General features: G+C 70.9%; 14 protein-coding genes. 9 read left to right on the plus strand and 5 right to left on the minus strand.

Going from position 1 to position 16888, the window contains the following annotated elements:
- Position 1 precedes the first annotated feature (1 nt).
- Genes ABD663_RS05615 through ABD663_RS05625 form a run of 3 tightly spaced genes read right to left on the minus strand, consistent with a single transcriptional unit; the run spans position 2 to position 3722 of the window.
- Positions 2-976: a glycosyltransferase gene (locus ABD663_RS05615; RefSeq protein ID WP_344736964.1), complete on the minus strand. Its 975-nt coding sequence runs from the start codon at positions 974-976 to the stop codon at positions 2-4.
- 32 nt (positions 977-1008) lie between these two features.
- Entirely contained in the window at positions 1009-2325 is a 1317-nt protein-coding gene (locus tag ABD663_RS05620; RefSeq protein ID WP_344736965.1) for an O-antigen ligase family protein, read from the minus strand.
- Positions 2322-3722, minus strand: coding sequence for an O-antigen ligase family protein (locus tag ABD663_RS05625; protein WP_344736966.1), 1401 nt, complete (start codon positions 3720-3722; stop codon positions 2322-2324). The genes ABD663_RS05620 and ABD663_RS05625 overlap by 4 nt, the downstream gene beginning before the upstream one ends.
- A 40-nt stretch (positions 3723-3762) precedes the next feature.
- Here ABD663_RS05625 and manA point away from each other — a divergent pair, with 40 nt between their 5' ends.
- The 4 genes from manA (at position 3763) to ABD663_RS05645 (ending at position 9758) form a co-directional block, all read left to right on the plus strand.
- Positions 3763-4911 carry a mannose-6-phosphate isomerase, class I gene (gene manA / locus ABD663_RS05630; protein ID WP_344736967.1) on the plus strand — a complete coding sequence of 383 codons (1149 nt, stop codon included), beginning with the start codon at positions 3763-3765 and terminating at the stop codon, positions 4909-4911.
- 169 nt (positions 4912-5080) lie between these two features.
- Positions 5081-5407, plus strand: coding sequence for a WhiB family transcriptional regulator (locus ABD663_RS05635; RefSeq protein ID WP_344736969.1), 327 nt, complete (start codon positions 5081-5083; stop codon positions 5405-5407).
- Positions 5408-5493: 86 nt separating this feature from the next.
- Positions 5494-8343, plus strand: a complete 2850-nt coding sequence (locus ABD663_RS05640) for a glycosyltransferase family 2 protein (RefSeq protein WP_344736970.1) — start codon at positions 5494-5496, stop codon at positions 8341-8343.
- Complete coding sequence (locus ABD663_RS05645) at positions 8340-9758, plus strand: DUF5719 family protein (protein ID WP_344736971.1); 1419 nt, start codon at positions 8340-8342, stop codon at positions 9756-9758. Before ABD663_RS05640 ends, ABD663_RS05645 begins: the two co-directional genes overlap by 4 nt.
- Before the next feature lie 92 nt (positions 9759-9850).
- Here the strand turns inward: ABD663_RS05645 and ABD663_RS05650 are convergent, their stop codons facing one another.
- Positions 9851-10288: a metallopeptidase family protein gene (locus tag ABD663_RS05650; RefSeq protein ID WP_344736973.1), complete on the minus strand. Its 438-nt coding sequence runs from the start codon at positions 10286-10288 to the stop codon at positions 9851-9853.
- A 59-nt stretch (positions 10289-10347) separates the two neighbouring features.
- Between ABD663_RS05650 and ABD663_RS05655 the strand changes: the two genes are divergently transcribed.
- A complete protein-coding gene (locus ABD663_RS05655) occupies positions 10348-10554 on the plus strand; it encodes a DUF3499 family protein (protein WP_344736974.1) in 207 nt (68 codons plus the stop codon).
- A 48-nt stretch (positions 10555-10602) separates the two neighbouring features.
- Positions 10603-12075 (plus strand): adenosylhomocysteinase, encoded by a 1473-nt coding sequence (ahcY, locus tag ABD663_RS05660; RefSeq protein WP_344736975.1) that lies wholly within the window; start codon positions 10603-10605, stop codon positions 12073-12075.
- Positions 12076-12156: 81 nt separating this feature from the next.
- Here the strand turns inward: ahcY and ABD663_RS05665 are convergent, their stop codons facing one another.
- Positions 12157-12996: an RDD family protein gene (locus ABD663_RS05665; RefSeq protein WP_344736976.1), complete on the minus strand. Its 840-nt coding sequence runs from the start codon at positions 12994-12996 to the stop codon at positions 12157-12159.
- Positions 12997-13081: 85 nt separating this feature from the next.
- Here ABD663_RS05665 and ABD663_RS05670 point away from each other — a divergent pair, with 85 nt between their 5' ends.
- The 3 genes from ABD663_RS05670 to katG are packed head-to-tail and all read left to right on the plus strand — an operon-like array spanning position 13082 to position 16855.
- Complete coding sequence (locus tag ABD663_RS05670; RefSeq protein ID WP_344736977.1) at positions 13082-14077, plus strand: stage II sporulation protein M; 996 nt, start codon at positions 13082-13084, stop codon at positions 14075-14077.
- 41 nt (positions 14078-14118) lie between these two features.
- Positions 14119-14550: a Fur family transcriptional regulator gene (locus ABD663_RS05675; protein ID WP_344736978.1), complete on the plus strand. Its 432-nt coding sequence runs from the start codon at positions 14119-14121 to the stop codon at positions 14548-14550.
- A gap of 31 nt (positions 14551-14581) precedes the next feature.
- Entirely contained in the window at positions 14582-16855 is a 2274-nt protein-coding gene (katG, locus tag ABD663_RS05680; RefSeq protein WP_344736980.1) for a catalase/peroxidase HPI, read from the plus strand.
- The last annotated feature ends 33 nt before the right edge of the window (positions 16856-16888 follow it).

The raw sequence follows: 16888 nt of genomic DNA on the forward strand, positions 1-16888 counted from the left end.
CCTACGGAGTCGGCGTGTCGACCAGCGCCGGCATCGGCGCCCAGTCGCGGTCACGCGCGATCGCGCGCCCGTCCTTGAGCCCGCGCCACAGATTGCTCGTGCCACGGAGGGTGCGCTCGACGAACACGAGCCGGATGAGCTCCTTCGCGAACGTGAGCGCGGTGCCCAGGCCGAACAGCACGGGGTTGTAGACGCCGAGCGACCGGTAGTACCGCTTGATGATCGCGCGGTTGCGCATGATGTAGTAGCGGTAGGCGTTGCTCGACGCGTTCATGTGACGCACGCCCATGTCCCACTGCTTGATCTCGCGCGTGCGCCGCAGCACGAATTCGTCGACGATCACCGATGGCGTCCGCCGCGAGGCGAGCCAGCCGTAGAGCTGGTCGTCCCAGTAGATGAAGAACCGCGGGTCGGGGAGGCCGATCTGGGCGACGATGTCGCGATGGATGAACATGCCCTCGAAGCATCCGGAGTTCATCGGCTTGAAGCCCGACGCGTCGAAGGACGCCGGGGCGAAGGGGATCGGGATGCCCATGCGCTCGGCGATGCGGTACTGCCAGTAGAACTCGCTGCCGTCGTAGTCGTATCGACGGCCCTGGATGCTCTTGAACCGCGGCGCCCAGCGCCCCATCTTCGCGAGCCCGTCCGAGATGACCTCGACGTCGTCGTCCATGAGCCAGATCCACTGGGAGCCCAGCTCGTACGCGATGCGCACGCCCTCGCTGAAGCCGCCGGAGCCGCCGGTGTTCGTCTCGAGACGGCGATAGACCAGTTCGGTGCCGAGCCGTTCGCGGAAGGACCCGACGACCTCGGTCGTGTCGTCGGACGACGCATTGTCGACGATCACGACGTGACCCGGTTTGGGGTCCATCAGCGTGATGCTCTCGAGTAGCCGAGCAAGCAGCGCCGAGCGGTTGAAGGTGACGACGGCGATCGACGCGGTGGCGGGATCGAACGTGGCGGCGGGGGTGGGCATGGCCCGAGAATCCTACCCCGGGCGCCTGACAGCTATCTTCGATCCGCGTGCGGTTCGTCGAGGCCGCTCATCGGCTCCTCGACGCCGATCCGCTCGCGCCACGACCGGGACTGCCCCGCGCGGACCGCGCAGAGCACGAGCAGCATCCAACCGAGACCGGCCAGCGTGAAGCTCTCGAACATCGAGTCGACCAGGAGCGCGACGAGCATCAGCGGCGTCCAGGCGTAGACGACCGATCGGCGTTCGCTCGCCGTGAGCCATGAGCGCACCAGCGCGATGCCGGCGAACGCGACGAACGCGAGCAGTCCGGCCCATCCGAGCTGGAGGAGCACGTCGAAGTACGCGTTCAGGCCGGTGGCGTGCGCGGCGTCGAGGACATAGTTGAGCACGTTGAACGGGAACTCCTGCGTGTTCCACGGGCCGAACCATCCCCAGCCCTGCACCGGGCGGACGCGCAGATAGTCGACCATGAGGTTCCACAGGTCGACCCGGATGGAGAAGTCCGAGCCCGCGCCGAGCCACGCGATGATCGGATGCCGCGCGAGGTAGCCGACCGCGACACCGACGGCCACGAGCGCCCCGAGCGTCCACTGCAGGGCGATGCGACGCGCCGGAGGGGTATGGCGCACGAGCGTGAGGGCGCCCACGGCGAGTCCGACCGCGGCGGCGAGGACCACGACGGTCGGCGAGTCGCTCAGGGCGGCCAGCACGCCGCCGAGCACCACCGAGGAGATCGACACCCCCGCGCGCACCGACTGCGTGCGGTATTCGATGAGGAACGTGATGAGTGCGATGACCGCGACGAAGCCGAGCAGGTTGCGGGTCCCGAAGATCCCCTGGATCGGACCGAGCTCGGCGATGTCGCCCCGGACTCCGATGAAGCCGAACGGCGTGTCGAGGATCACCCCCGACAGGATCTCCACGACCAGCGAGAGCGTCAGCAGCACGCGCAGCACGTCGCCGAGTGCACGCACGGTCTGAAGCGTGTCGCGCACATGGCCGATTGTCACGGCCAGGAACGCGATGGATGCCAGCGACACCCATCCCCAGAACGAGCTCGGCGGATCGGTGCTCCAGAACACGCTGACCAGAGCCCATCCGACGAAGACGACCAGCGTGGTGGGCACCAGCCGCACGAGCGAGATCTCGCGGCGGCGCGCCACGAGCACACCGAGTCCGAGGATGCACAGCCCCGTGATGATCGTCGCGTAGGTGACGCGCCCCACCATCCGTTCGATCAGGAACGAGGCGAACACGGCGGCCAGCACCGTGAGCGTGTACGCGCGGGCGAACGATGCGGATGCCAGCAGCGCGCCGAGCCACGACGGCGAGCTCGCCGCGCGCGTCACGGCTCCTGCTTCAGCGGCTCACCGCGCTCAATGGCCGCGCTGTGTTCAGCGGGGCCGACCCCCACGATGGGCGACTGTTTGATCTTCGCGCCGAACATGACCAGCAGCATCCAGCCCCACGCCAGCAAGGGGCCGGACTCGGCCAGACCCTGCACGAGCACGATCGTGCCGAACAGCGAAGGCAGCAGCGTGAGGGCCGAGTACGGGCGGTCTGCACGCAGATCCCACCGGGGTCGGTCCACGGCGAAGAACCACGCACGCCACGCGTAGGCGAGGTAGACGAAGCCCAGCAGCACGAGGCCGATGATGCCGAGCTGGAGGTAGACGTCGACCCATACGCTGTGCGCCTGCATGACCGTCTGATCGTGGTCGATGATCCAGCCGTCGAACGCCGGATCGGTGGGCAGCCACGGCGTCGCGAAGCCCCAGCCCGTGACGGGACGCTCCGAGGCCTTGGCCGCGACGATCTCCCAGATGCGCTCGCGGCCGGTGAGGTCGGCGCTGCGGCCGAGCGCGGTGAAGATCGGATCGCGCCACAGCCACAGGGCCGCGGCGCCCCCGAGGCCGAGGACGGCGTAGCCGATGTAGTAGCGGGTGCGCTCGCCGGGCTGGCGTGTGCGTCGCATGAGGAGGATGGTCACCAGCACCAGCGCCGTGCCCGCCGCCGCCACATACGCGGTCGCCGATCCGGCGCGGTAGAAGAGGTAGGCCGCCAGCACGATCCACGCCCACAGCAGACCCCGGCGGGGTGCGCGTGCGGCGATGCGCACCGCGAAGACGACGATCGCGAGCAGCGCCACCGGCGCAAGCAGGTTGGCGTTGCCCATGATGCCCTGGATGCGGCCTCCGTCGAAGAGGTTGTCGCGAGACCAGTAGAAGATCGGATCCACGGGCTCGGTGCGCGCGACGAAGCCCGGCAGCAGCGGAACGCCGACGAAGACGGCGACCCAGAGTTCGAACAGCAGCGACAGCATCAGCACCCACTTGAGCGCCGACGCCACGGCGCGCACGAGTTCGTGCCACGTCAGGACGCTGCCGACGAAGAGCGACTGCAGCATGGTCAGGAACAGCAGCAGGAGGGTCAGGGCGCTGGCCAACGGCCACGCCGACCACAGCAGCGAGGCGAGTGCCCACACCGAATAGGCGACGACGAACCACGGCAGGCGCCGCCACTGGACCGGCGGGCGGACCACGGCCCACAGGGCCAGCGAGACGACGCCCGCGCCGATGACGATCGCCGCGGTGATCGATTCGCCGAACGCGTTGACCCACGCGGTGCCGGCGAAGGCCGTGAACAGCACGAAGATGCACCAGCCGCGCAGCATGAGGTGCCCGGTCTTCTCCCTCACCGGCGCCGCGGGCGGTGCGGCAGCCTGGTGTCTCGTGTGCACGGCCATCGCTGAAAAGGCTACCGCGCAGCGCCTCTAGGCTGAGGGCATGCTCCTGCCCCTGGTCAACGAACCCCGCGACTACGCGTGGGGTTCACACACGCTTCTCGCCCGGCTCGAGGGTCGTCCCCCCGCTGATCGCCCCGAGGCCGAGGTCTGGTTCGGCGACCATCCCGCCTGTCCCGCCCGCACTCTCGAGGGCACGCCGCTCGATGCGTGGCTCGCCGACGCCGGTGCCACCGGTGCCCCGGCGCGACTGCCGTTCCTGGTGAAGCTGCTCGCCGCGGCATCCCCCCTGTCGATCCAGGCGCACCCGTCGAAGTCGCAGGCCGAAGCGGGCTTCGCCGACGAGGAGGCCGCCGGCATCCCTCGGGACGCCCCCGAGAGGACCTACCGGGACGACAACCACAAGCCCGAGGTCCTCGTCGCCCTCAGCGAGCGCTTCCGCGCTCTGGCTGGTCTGCGCGACCTCGCCGCGACGCGCCGACTGGTCGCCGCGCTGGGTGCGCAGGGCGCGCCGCTGGAGGCGCGCCTGCACGGCGACGACCTCGCGCCCGCCCTGGCGTGGGCGCTCGCTCCGGATGCCGCCGACGAGGTCGCCGCGGTCGTCGCGTCCGTCGTGGCCCTGGAACCGATCGGCGAATTCGCGGCCGAGATCGCACTGCTGCGCGACCTCGCCCGCGACAACCCCGCCGACCCGGGGGTGCTCGTCGCCCTGCTGATGAACCTCGTCACGCTGACCGCGGGGGAGGCGCTGTACCTGCCGGCGGGGGTCTTGCATGCGTACGTGGAGGGTCTCGGCGTCGAGGTGATGGCGACCAGCGACAACGTGCTGCGTGGCGGATTGACCCCCAAGCACGTCGATGTCGCCGGGTTGCTTGCCATCGTCGACCCGCGTCCGACGCCGCCGGTCGTGCTCGACCCGGTCGCCGCGGGCTCCGGCGTCGTGCGTCTGACGCCGGGCATCCCGGACTTCGAGATCCTGCGGGTGGATGTCGCGGAACACGCCATCGTGCAGGTGGAACCCGCCGGCGTGGCCGTGGCGGTGTGCACCGCCGGCGAGGTGACGCTCACCGGCGGTGGGGGAGCCTCGCTGTCTCTCGTGCCCGGGCGAGCGCTCTTGGCGACCCCCGATGAGGTCTCGTGGGCGGTGACCGGATCCGGGACGCTCTACGTCGCCGTCCCCGGCCGCGCCTGAGCTCCGTCGCATCCGTCGTGATCACATCGCGACACGCCGACGGCGCGTCGTAAAGGTTCAAGACCGGGTTGAGGCTTTAGTATCCGCGACTTGACCGCGGCGAATTACACGGGTGTAATTGCAGTCACACGCGGAACCCGCGTGGTGGGGGAAACAGGGGGAGGACGAGATGGCGGGCTCACAGTACCGTTCCGGCGTTCCCGACAATTGGTTCGTCGACCCGGTCCGGCTCGGGGTGCCGGGGGTGCGCCAGGCGGAGGAGGTCGACGAAGACAGTGCGCTGTCGTGGCAGACCGACGCGCTGTGCGCGCAGACCGACCCCGAGGCGTTCTTCCCGGAGAAGGGCGGCTCGACCCGTGACGCGAAGCGCATCTGCGGCTCGTGCGACGTGCGGGGCGAGTGCCTCGACTACGCACTGCAGAACGACGAGCGCTTCGGGATCTGGGGCGGCCTCAGCGAACGCGAGCGCCGGAAGCTGAAGAAGCGCGCCGGCTGACCGCGGCGACCGGGCGGCGCGCGATCCTCTGCGCGCGGCGCGTGCATCGCGTCAGTCGGCTCCGTCCCGCCTAGGCTGACGGCGTCATGCCCGCCAGAGTCCACGCCCTGCTCGTCGTGCGCCCCGACGGTCGCACGCCTGCGGCGTTCCATCTTCGTCGTACGTTGGCCGCGCTGACCGAGCAGACGAGGAGGCTCGACGCCCTCACGATCGTGGTGTGCGGCGCCGACGCCAACGTCTACCAGGTCGCCGCGACATCCCAGGCGGAGTCGGTCATCACGGCACCGGCATCCACGAGGTACGCCGATGCGGCCCGCATGGCGACGGCGCGCATCCGCGACGCCGACGCGGTGTGGCTGCTCGCGCAGGACACGGCACCCGAGCCCGAGGCGCTCGCGCGACTGGCAGGCTCGCTCGAGCTGTCTCCGTCGGTGGCGTTCGTCGCCCCCAAGCTCGTCCGCTGGGACGACCGGACCCAGATCGTCTCGCTCGGGGTCTCGATGACCCGGTACGGACGCGCGGTCGGTCTCGCCGACGGGGACTTCGACCAAGGGCAGCACGATGTCGTCGAGGATGTGCTCGGCGCCGACGTGCGGGGCATGCTGGTCCGCGCGCAGGTGTGGCGCGATCTCGGCCTCGATCGCGCGCTTCTCGGCGCCGATGAGGGGTTGGACCTCGGAGTCCGGGCGCGGCTCGCCGGCGGACGCATCGCCCTCGTGCCGCGCGCGCTCGTGGCCGTGTCGGGCGACGGGGTCGCCGGACTTCCCGCGCCCCAGAACGCCGCGCGCCGCCGGCGGATCGGGTTCGCCGTCCGCACGGCGCAGCTGCACCGCCGACTCGTGTATGCGAACCCGATCGCCGTCGTGTTCCACTGGCTGGCGGTCCTGCCGCTCGCGGTGTGGCGCACGGTGGTGCACCTCGTCCGCAAGGAACCGGGTCTCATCGTGCCCGAGTGGGGTGCCGCATTCATCGCGTGGCTGCGCGTGGGGGCGGTGTTCCGCGCCCGCCGCCGGATCGCCGCGCATCGCAGCGTGCCCTGGTCGCGGCTGGCGCCGCTGCGGGTGAGCCAGGCGCGGTTGCGCGAGAGACTCGACGACGAGCCGGATGAGGGCATCGGCGGCTACCGCCGTGGCGAGCTGCGGTTCTTCGCCGGCGGCGGCGCGTGGCTGGTCCTCGCCGCGATCGTCGCATCGGCTGCGGTGTTCACCCCCCTGCTGGCGTGGTCGGCGCTGGGCGGCGGCGGCCTCGAGCCGCTGCGATCCGCCGTCGTCGGCCTGTGGGCGGACGCCGCGTACGGTCAGCGCGCGGTCGGTCTCGACACGGTCGGCCCCGCCGATCCGTTCTCGGCGATCATCGCGATACTCGGAACCCTCTCACCCTGGCAGCCCTCGCGCGCGATCGTGGTGCTGTGGCTGGCCGCGCTCCCACTCGCCGCGCTGGGCGGGTGGTTCGCCGCCGTGCGGGTCACCGAGCGATCGGGGCTGCGCATCACCGCCGGAATCGTATGGGCCCTCGCACCCACCTTCCTCATCGCGCTCACCCAGGGGCGCCCCGCGGCCGTGCTGGTGCACCTGCTGCTGCCCTGGCTGTTCTTCGCCGCCAGCGTCGCCCACCGATCATGGTCCGCAGCGGGAGGCGCCTCTCTGCTGCTGGCCGCCGTGCTCGCATGCGCGCCCTCCCTCGCCCCGGCGGCCGCCGTCCTGCTGGCGGTTGCGATCATCGTCGCCGTCGTCGCCCGTGCGGGGCTCGGCCTGTCGCGTCTCATCTGGCTGGCCGTGCCGTCGGTCGCGCTCGCGACACCCCTCGCCGTCCATGCGGTGCGCACCGGCGACGGGTGGGGTCTGCTCGCCGATCCCGGTCCTGCGTGGAACGGTCCTCAGGTCGCGGCGGACGTCGGCGGCCGCGCGCTGCTGGCAGCAGGCATCCCGACCTCCGACCTGGCGGGCTGGGCGACGATCCTTCCCGACGGGCCGACGTGGTGGGTCCCCCTGCTGGCGGCGCCGCTGGCGCTGCTGGCGCTCATGGCGCCGCTCACGCAGCGGTGGGCGGTGGGGGCCGCGCTGCTGCTGGTCACCGCGGTCGGGATCGCGACGGCGTTCGCAGCGGTCGGCGTCTCGGTCGCCTTCGCGCAGTCGCTCCCGGTGGCGCTGTGGCCGGGCAACGGACTCAGCCTCGCCTGGCTCGGCGCGACGATGGGAGCCCTCGTCGCCCTCGACGCGGGACTGGCCCCGCGCGTCGAAGCGATCCGCGCCGCGGGCGCCTTCCTCGTGGCGGTGGCCGTCGCAGCACTGGCCGCGCCGTCGGCGACGGCGCTCGCGCGCGGAACAGCCCTCATCGAAGTGGGGGGAGTGAGCACGCTTCCCGCCTACGTGGCCGCTGAAGGCCGCGACGACCCCGACGTCGGCACGATGGTGCTCACGCCGCAGAACGGCGGCGGGGTGTCGGCACGCGTCGTCTGGGGAGGCAGTGAGACACTCGGCGGTCAGGCGACGATCGTGACGACGCGCACGATCCCCAGCGCTGCCGACGTGGAGGCGGCCGAGATCGCGGCCGACCTCATGACCTCGACCGACGACGACGTCGTGGGCAGGCTCGCATCGCACGGGATCCGTTTCGTCCTGCTCGCGCCCGCTGTCGCGCCGGAATCGGATGCGGCGCGCACACTCAAGCTCACCGCGGCGACGTCGCTGAACCAGCGCGCCGACCTCGACGCCGTCGGCGACACGACCAAGGGATCGCTGTGGCGCGTCACCGTCGACGTCGCCGACCGTGCTGCGGAACCGACGACGGCCCGGACCACGGCAGGGCTGATCGCAGCCGGCCAGCTCGCGGTCGTGGCGATCGCGCTGCTGCTCGCGTTCCCGACGGCGGCATCTCGCCGCGTCGCCCGACGTACTCCGCGCGTGGTGGGCCCGCATTGGCAGGAGCGGCGATGAGCGATCGAAGAACCTTCCGCTGGGCCACGACGAGCGCGCGACTTCTCGCCGGCACCCTCGTCTCGGTCGGGGCGGTCGTTGCGGTGGCCACGGCCGTCTCGCTGCCGTGGCCGACCTTCGCCCGTTCTCCCGCCGAGGTGTCGGTGGTTCCCGCGGCCGAGGCGTCCGTGCTCGTGTGCGACGGACCGATCCTCGCCCTCGGGCGGCAGGCCGACGACGCGTCGGCCGTTTCGGTCGTCGCGAGGCAGGCGCTCACCGCCGGCACCGCCGCCGACGCCGCACCTGCCGAGGAGCGAACCCTCGACGCCCCCGCCCTCGATGGCGAGCCGGGGCCGTCGACGATCACCGCCCCGCCGCAGGACGACACGCGCGTCGACGTCGCCGCCGCGGGTGCCGCGTACGCGGCGGCCGACGACATCGCCGGCTACGCGGCCTCCGCGTGTCGCCCACCCCTGCTCGAGTCGTGGCTCGTCGGCGGATCCGCGACGACGGGCGCCGCCGATCTCGTGCTGCTGTCGAACCCGGGCTCGGTGCCCGCTTTCGTCCAGATCACCGCCTACGGGTCCACGGGTGAGCAGGCGCCGCCCGGGGGCGCGGACATCGTCGTGCCCTCCGGCACGCAGCGGGTCATCCCGCTCGCCGGCCTGCAGCTCGGCGAAGAGAGCCCCGTCCTGCGCGTGTCCGCGACCGGCGCGCCGGTGCGCGCCTCCCTGCAGACGAGCATCACCCGCACGCTCGTGCCCGGCGGTGTGGATCAGGTCGGTGCGATCGCCGTGCCCGCCACCTCGCAGATCATCGCGGGGGTCGCCGTGACCGCGGAGCCCGGCGCGTTGGGAGCATCCAACGCCGCGACCGTCGTGCGGGTCCTCGCGCCGTCCGCCGACGGCGAAGCGACCGTGACCGTGCGCGAAGTGGGCGACGTCGCGCCGGTGCTCGAGCCGACCACCGTTCCGCTCGCGGCGGGCGTTCCGACCGAGGTCGATCTGGGGGGACTCGACATCGGCCGCTACGTCGTCGAAGTCTCGGCGGATCAGCCGGTGGTGTCCGCCGTGTGGCAGACCACCGGATTCGGCCGGCTCAGCGACTTCGCGTGGTACATCCCGAGCCCGACCGTCGATCTTCCGAGCCTGTTCGCGACGCCGACAGGGCCGGTGCCGGTGCTGACGCTCGCGAACCCGGGCGCGGATGCCGTCGATGTGGTGGTGTCGGCTCCCGACGGATCCGACGAGGTCGTGACCACGGTTCCGCCGGCGGGCACCGCCACGGTGCGCATACGGCCGCGCGAGGTCTACCTGCTCGACCCCGGCACAGCCGGGATCCTCGCCGCCGTTTCGCTCACGGGCGACTCCGCGCTCGCCGGCTATCCGGTGTGGCCGGGCGACGCGGCATCCCCGTCGATCGACGTCTACCCGTAGGCTCGCGGGGGTCTCGATCCACCGGCACTGCGCGCCGGAACGGTTCCTGGGTGCGCGCCAAGCGCGTGTATGAAGACGACCTTGAGCGCGGCTCAGAAGTACCGGAATCGTTCGGGCCCGAGGTCCCACGGGTCCTTGTCGAGGTACTCCGCAGCGGCGCGGAACACGCATCCTTCGACCATCATCCGCCGATGCAGATCATCGTCGCGGTGCAGGTGTCCGAGCCGCTCGATCGGCAGGCGGTACAGGATGATCCGCTTGGCCTCGGTGAGGACCGTCCACCGGGGGATCCCGTCGTCGTCTGTCGCCGGCGGCATGTCGGCGATCTCGAACCGCACGTCGCGCAGTTCGGGCCAGGCCGACCGGAGGAATTCCGCGGCCGTCGACACCGAGAGGTCGAACCGGTCGATCCGCGTGTCCAGCGGCGGCAGCGGTGGCCGCACAACCGGGCTGCGACCCTGCCGACCGTGGCGGCCGTGACGGTCTGGGCGACGGATCGTCGCCGCCGTCCGGGATCTGCGCCACGCCATGCGCCCATCCTAGGCGCGGCATCCCGTCGAGGATCGCACCAGCCGATAGCGTGGGCCCGATGCGCGAGAGACTCTGCTCCAAGGTCGGCTGCGCCCGCGAGGCCGTCAGCACCCTCACTTTCGATTACGGCGACCAGATGGCCGCGATCGGGCCCCTGGGCGCGGGCGGTGATCCGCACGCGCACGACCTGTGCGCCAGCCACACCGAGCGCCTGTCGGTGCCCCGCGGATGGGTCGTGGTGAGGCACGAGACGCTGCGCGTCTGAGCTCTTCCGCCCCGCGTCAGAGCGTGCAGGGCGTGGGAGAATGGCGGGATGCCGCTCGAAACCCCTGTCGCCGCACCCGCCGCCCTCGAGTACGAGGTCGCCGACCTCGGCCTCGCCGCCGCCGGTCGCCATCAGATCCGCCTCGCCGAGAACGAGATGCCCGGTCTCATGGCCCTGCGCGACGAGTTCGGGCCCGCTCAGCCGCTGCGCGGCGCGCGGATCGCGGGTTCGCTGCACATGACGGTGCAGACGGCGGTGCTCATCGAGACGCTCACCGCGCTCGGTGCCGAGGTGCGCTGGGCCAGCTGCAACATCTTCTCCACGCAGGATGAAGCCGCCGCGGCCGTCGTCGTCGGCCCGACGGGAACGATCGAAGCGCCGGCCGGCGTCCCGGTCTTCGCCTGGAAAGGCGAGACGCTCGAGGAGTACTGGCGTCTGGCCGACCGCATCTTCGACTGGTCGGCGAGTGGCCATGACGGTCCGAACCTGATCCTCGACGACGGCGGCGATGCGACGCTGCTGGTGCACAAGGGCGTCGAGTACGAAGCGGCCGAGGCGGTTCCGGATGCGTCCACGGCGGCATCCGAGGAGCACCGGATCGTGCTCGACACGCTGCGTGCGAGCATCGCGAAGGACCCGCAGCGCTTCACGCGCATGGCGGAGGGGATCATCGGGGTCACCGAGGAGACCACGACCGGGGTGCACCGACTCTACGAGCTCGCCGCGTCGGGACGGCTGCTGTTTCCCGCGATCAACGTCAACGACTCGGTGACGAAATCGAAGTTCGACAACATCTACGGCATCCGACACTCGCTGCCCGACGGCATCAACCGCGCGACCGACGTGCTGATGGGCGGCAAGGTCGCTTTCGTCGCCGGCTACGGCGACGTGGGCAAGGGCGCCGCAGAGGCGCTGCGCGGTCAGGGTGCGCGCGTGATCGTCGGCGAGATCGACCCGATCTGCGCACTGCAGGCGGCGATGGACGGCTTCCAGGTCGCGCGTCTCGAGTCGGTGCTCGGCGACGTCGACATCCTGATCACCGGAACCGGCAACACCCGCGTCGTCACCGCCGAGCATCTGCTGGGGCTCAAGCACCTCGCGATCGTCGGGAACGTCGGCCACTTCGACGACGAGATCGACATGGCCGGACTCGCCGCGGTCGACGGCGTCGAGCGCATCGAGATCAAGCCGCAGGTGCACGAGTGGCGCCTGCCGAACGGCCGCAGCGTGCTCGTGCTGAGCGAAGGCCGGCTCATGAACCTCGGAAACGCCACGGGGCATCCGTCGTTCGTGATGAGCGCGTCGTTCTCGAACCAGGTGCTCGCACAGCTCGAGCTGTTCACGCATGCCGAGGCGTACCCGGTCGGCGTGCACATCCTGCCGAAGACCCTGGACGAGAAGGTCGCGCGGCTTCACCTCTCCGTGCTCGGCGTCGAGCTCACCGAGCTGACCGACGAACAGGCCTCCTACCTCGGCGTTCCGGTCGAGGGCCCCTACAAGCTGGACCACTACCGGTACTGACGGGGTTCGGATCAATGCCGCGCAGCGGCGTTGACGCGCAGCGGCCTCGATCCGATGCGTATCGGGATCCCGCCGACGCCGTCAGCGCTGCGGGAAGCCCCGTGCATCCGCGGCACCGGCGGTGAGCGCGCCGACGCGCTGCGACTCGAGGGTGAGCGCGCGCAGCTCGCGGTCGCGGCGCACGGCGGCGACCGCGCGCAGGAAGCCCTCGGGGTCGGTCTGCGGCACCGGCGACACGTGTTCGGCGGCCTCGGCGGCGAGCGAGGCCGACAGCCGCGTGCGTGCGGCCGCCTCCATGTTGGGGGCACTGCGGATGAACTGCGCGATGCGTCGGGCCAGTGGATCGGGCAGTCGCGCCACATCCGCCGCCGCGGCCCAGGCCGTCAGATGCGGGGGCACGCCGCCTGCGGGCGGGGGCAGCGGGGGTGTGCGGGTGCGTTCGGAGTAGGTGCCGGCCAGCAGATCGCCCAGACGCTGCGACCGAGGTGTGAAGGCCCCGACGATGGCGGCGACGGCGCCGAGGGTGAACCAGATCTCGAACACGCCGACGAGGGCGCGGATGAACGCCTGGCGGAATCCGGCCGCCCCACCGTCCGTGCGCACGATGCGCCCGCCGACCGCGAGCTTGCCGAGACTTCGCCCGCGCGTGGCGGTCTCGACCGCGGTGGGCAGCACGACCATGACGAGCACGAGCATCGTGATCGTCACGATCGGCATCACGACGCCCTCGAGGAGGTTCTCGCCGAGCAGCCACGACACGCTGAACAGGAACAGCAGCAGGATGCCGATGCCGATGAGCACATCGATGAACGCGCCGAGCGCACGCAGGAAGAACCCGAGGGGCTGCACATCGAGGGCGACGGCCTCGCCGGTGAGGATCTCGTCCTGATGGATCTCGACGACGGCGGAACCGGAGGACATGCCTCCCAGTAAACCCGGTCTCGCGGCATCCGTCATGTGCGCACGGATGCCGCGGCCGGCGGCGTCGGCGGATTACGCTGGGGGAGTGGATCTCGACGCCCTCACCGCCGCACGATCCGGCGAGTGGGCGCGACTCGAGGAGCTCAGCCGATCGCGACACCTCTCGGGCCCGGACGTCGACGAGCTGGTGGCGCGCTACCGTGCCGCTTCGGCCGACCTCGCCGACGTCAAGACCTCGGCGGGTCGCACTCCCCAGGGCGACCACGTCTCGACCATGCTCGCTCGCGCGCGCCTTCGTCTCACGGGAGCGCCCGAGAACGTGCTGCGTCAGATCCCGCGGTTCTTCGCACTGCAGCTGCCCGCCGCGCTCTACCGGGTGCGGTGGACGACGCTCGCGATCGCTCTCGGTTTCCTCGCGGTGGGAGCGATCGTGGCGCTGTGGGTGTCGGGCGACCCCGCCCTCGTGGCGAGCCTCGGTCCGCAGGCGCAGTTGGAGCAGTATGCCGAGAACGACTTCACCGAGTACTACAGCGAGAACCCCGCAGCGGTCTTCGCGGGCACCGTGTGGACCAACAACGCGTGGATCGCGGCACAGTGCGTGCTGTTCGGCGTCACCGGGATCTGGCCGCTGATGGTGCTGGTGCAGAACGCCGTCGGCGTCGGCACCGCGGCTGCGGTGATGCTGGCGTTCGACCGGGGCGACGTGTTCGTGCTGTACATCCTTCCGCACGGTCTGCTCGAGCTCACGAGCATCTTCGTGGCGGGGGCGGCGGGATTGCAGATCTTCTGGGCGTGGGTCGCGCCCGGCCGCCGTTCTCGCGGCGAGGCGATCGCCGCCGCGGGGCGCTCGCTCGGCATCATCGCGATCGGCCTGATCATCGCGCTCGGCGTGTCGGGTCTCATCGAAGGCTTCGTGACCGCTCAGCCGTGGCCATGGGCGGTCAAGATCGGCATCGGGGCGCTCGCGCTCGGAGCCTTCCTCGTCTACATGCTCGTCGTCGGCGGCCGTGCCGCCAGGCTCGGCGAGACCGGCGACCTCACGGAGTACGAGTCCGGCACCCCGACGCTCGTCGCGGGCTGAACCTATTTTTGAATCACTCAAAACAACGGTAGGCTGAGCGGGTGACCGATTCCGCAGACACCGTCTCCGCCCTGCGCGGTGCCGGACTGCGCGTCACCGATTCCCGCCGTGCCGTTCTGGACGCCCTCGCGGCCGCTCCGCACGCGAGCGCAGAGGCGCTGCACCGACGTGTGGCCGAGACCGTCGCCTCGACCACACTGCAGTCGGTCTACAACGCGCTCGCCGACTTCGTCGACGTCGGGCTGGTGCGCCGCATCGAGCCCGCGGGGCGACCGGGTCTGTTCGAATTGCGGGTGCACGACAATCATCACCACCTCATCTGCACCGGGTGCGGGGCCGTCGAGGACGTCGACTGCGTCGTCGGCGACGCACCCTGTCTCGAGCCCTCCGACAGCCGCGGCTTCGCCGTCACGACGGCCGAAGTGACTTTCTGGGGCGTGTGCGCGGCCTGCACCGCGGCATCCGCCCGCTGACCACCCCACTCACCTTCAGGAAGGAAGAACCATGAGCGAACACGACTCCGCCGTCGGCATCGGCGGCGAGACCGAGGTCGACCAGTCCGTCACGGTGACGGACGAGCCCACCCCCGCAGGTGGGTGCCCCGTCGTCCACACCTCGCAGCCGCACCCCACCGCGGGCTCCGCGAACCGCGTGTGGTGGCCGAACCAGCTGAACCTGAAGATCCTGGCCAAGAACCCCGCGGTCGCCAACCCGCTCGGCGAGGACTTCGACTACAAGGCGGCCTTCGAGGCACTGGATCTCGACGCGCTCAAGGCCGACATCGCCGAGGTCATGACCACCTCGCAGGACTGGTGGCCGGCCGACTTCGGCAACTACGGCCCGCTCATGATCCGCATGGCCTGGCACGCGGCGGGCACCTACCGGGTGACCGACGGCCGCGGCGGCGGCGGCGCCGGGATGCAGCGCTTCGCGCCGCTGAACTCCTGGCCCGACAACGTGAACCTCGACAAGGCGCGGCGCCTGCTGTGGCCGGTCAAGAAGAAGTACGGTCAGTCGATCTCATGGGCCGACCTCATGATCCTCGCGGGCAACGTCGCCCTCGAGGAGATGGGCTTCACCACGTTCGGCTTCGCCGGCGGCCGCGCCGACGTGTGGGAGCCCGACGACGACGTGTACTGGGGTGGTGAGACCGAGTGGCTCGGCAGCGACCAGCGCTTCCAGGACGGCGGCGACCGCAAGCTCAGGGGCCCGCTGGGGGCGACCCACATGGGCTTGATCTACGTGAACCCCGAGGGTCCCGAGGCGAATCCCGACCCGCTGCTCGCGGCGCACGACATCCGTGAGACCTTCGGCCGCATGGCGATGAACGACGAGGAGACGGTCGCACTGATCGCGGGCGGACACACGTTCGGCAAGACCCACGGCGCGGCGCCCGACTCGCACATCGGTGACAACCCCGAGGCGGCGGGCCTCGAGGAGCAGGGTCTCGGCTGGTCGAACTCGTACGCGTCGGGCAAGGGCGATGACACCATCACCTCGGGCCTCGAAGTGACGTGGACCTACCACCCGACCCGCTGGGACAACGAGTTCTTCCACATCCTGTTCGCCTACGAATGGGAGCTCTTCCAGAGCCCCGCCGGCGCGCACCAGTGGCGCCCGAAGAACGGCGCGGGAGCCGACATGGTTCCCCTCGCGCACGGCGAAGGTCGCCGCGAGCCGCGCATGCTCACCACCGATCTCGCCCTGCGGGTCGACCCGGACTACGAGAAGATCTCGCGCCGCTTCGCCGAGGACCCCGACGCATTCGCCGACGCGTTCGCGCGCGCGTGGTTCAAGCTGACCCACCGCGACATGGGCCCGATCGAGCGCTACCTCGGCCCCGAGGTTCCCGCCGAGGAGCTCATCTGGCAGGACCGCGTACCCGCGGTCGACCACGAGCTCATCGACGCGGCGGACGCCGCCGCCCTCAAGCAGCAGATCCTCGACTCCGGGCTGACGGTCTCGGAGCTGGTGTCCACCGCGTGGGCGGCCGCCTCGTCGTTCCGCGGCAGCGACAAGCGCGGCGGCGTCAACGGCGCCCGCATCCGCCTCGAGCCCCAGAAGGATTGGGCGGTCAACAATCCCGCGCAGCTCGCGAAGGTGCTCGACGTGCTCGAGGGCGTGAAGGCCTCGTTCGACGCGGACCGCACCGACGGCAAGAAGGTGTCGCTGGCCGATCTCATCGTGCTCGCGGGGAACGCGGCGGTCGAGAAGGCGGCGAGGGATGCCGGCGTCGAGGCCGAGGTCGGGTTCCACCCCGGACGCACCGACGCATCGCAGGAGCAGACCGACGTCGACTCGTTCCGCTACCTCGAGCCGGTCGCCGACGGATTCCGCAACTACTACGGCCCGTTGGCCGAGCTGCCCGCCGAGTACCTGCTGCTCGACAAGGCGAACCTGCTGAACCTGTCGGCTCCCGAACTCACGGTGCTCGTCGGCGGGCTTCGCGTGCTCGGCGCCAACCACGACGGCTCCGACCACGGTGTGTTCACCGACCGCCCGGGCGTGCTCACGAACGACTTCTTCGTCAATCTGCTCGACCTCGGCACCACGTGGAAGCCGCTCGATCCCGGCAAGCACGCCTTCATCGGCACGAAGGACGGCACCGGCGAGAAGGTGGGAGTCGGCACGCGCGCCGACCTCGTGTTCGGCTCCAACTCAGAGCTGCGGGCACTGGCCGAGGTCTACGCCTCGGATGACGCCGCCGAGAAGTTCGTCCACGACTTCGTGGCCGCGTGGGGCAAGGTCTCCGAGCTGGATCGGTTCGACCTGCGCTGACCCGGGCTGACGCCACATACGTGACGGCCCGCC

Source organism: Microbacterium awajiense, assembly GCF_039536545.1.
GTDB classification, from domain to species: Bacteria; Actinomycetota; Actinomycetes; order Actinomycetales; family Microbacteriaceae; genus Microbacterium; species Microbacterium awajiense.

What these genes read in the sequence shown, in the direction of transcription:
- ABD663_RS05665 (WP_344736976.1), bottom strand. Translation starts at nt 12,996, where the DNA reads ATGTCCTCCGGTTCCGCCGTCGTCGAGATCCATCAGGACGAGATCCTC.
- katG (WP_344736980.1), top strand. Translation starts at nt 14,582, where the DNA reads ATGAGCGAACACGACTCCGCCGTCGGCATCGGCGGCGAGACCGAGGTC.
- ahcY (WP_344736975.1), top strand. Translation starts at nt 10,603, where the DNA reads ATGCCGCTCGAAACCCCTGTCGCCGCACCCGCCGCCCTCGAGTACGAG.
- ABD663_RS05625 (WP_344736966.1), bottom strand. Translation starts at nt 3,722, where the DNA reads ATGGCCGTGCACACGAGACACCAGGCTGCCGCACCGCCCGCGGCGCCG.
- ABD663_RS05640 (WP_344736970.1), top strand. Translation starts at nt 5,494, where the DNA reads ATGCCCGCCAGAGTCCACGCCCTGCTCGTCGTGCGCCCCGACGGTCGC.
- manA (WP_344736967.1), top strand. Translation starts at nt 3,763, where the DNA reads ATGCTCCTGCCCCTGGTCAACGAACCCCGCGACTACGCGTGGGGTTCA.
- ABD663_RS05645 (WP_344736971.1), top strand. Translation starts at nt 8,340, where the DNA reads ATGAGCGATCGAAGAACCTTCCGCTGGGCCACGACGAGCGCGCGACTT.
- ABD663_RS05635 (WP_344736969.1), top strand. Translation starts at nt 5,081, where the DNA reads ATGGCGGGCTCACAGTACCGTTCCGGCGTTCCCGACAATTGGTTCGTC.
- ABD663_RS05615 (WP_344736964.1), bottom strand. Translation starts at nt 976, where the DNA reads ATGCCCACCCCCGCCGCCACGTTCGATCCCGCCACCGCGTCGATCGCC.
- ABD663_RS05655 (WP_344736974.1), top strand. Translation starts at nt 10,348, where the DNA reads ATGCGCGAGAGACTCTGCTCCAAGGTCGGCTGCGCCCGCGAGGCCGTC.
- ABD663_RS05650 (WP_344736973.1), bottom strand. Translation starts at nt 10,288, where the DNA reads ATGGCGTGGCGCAGATCCCGGACGGCGGCGACGATCCGTCGCCCAGAC.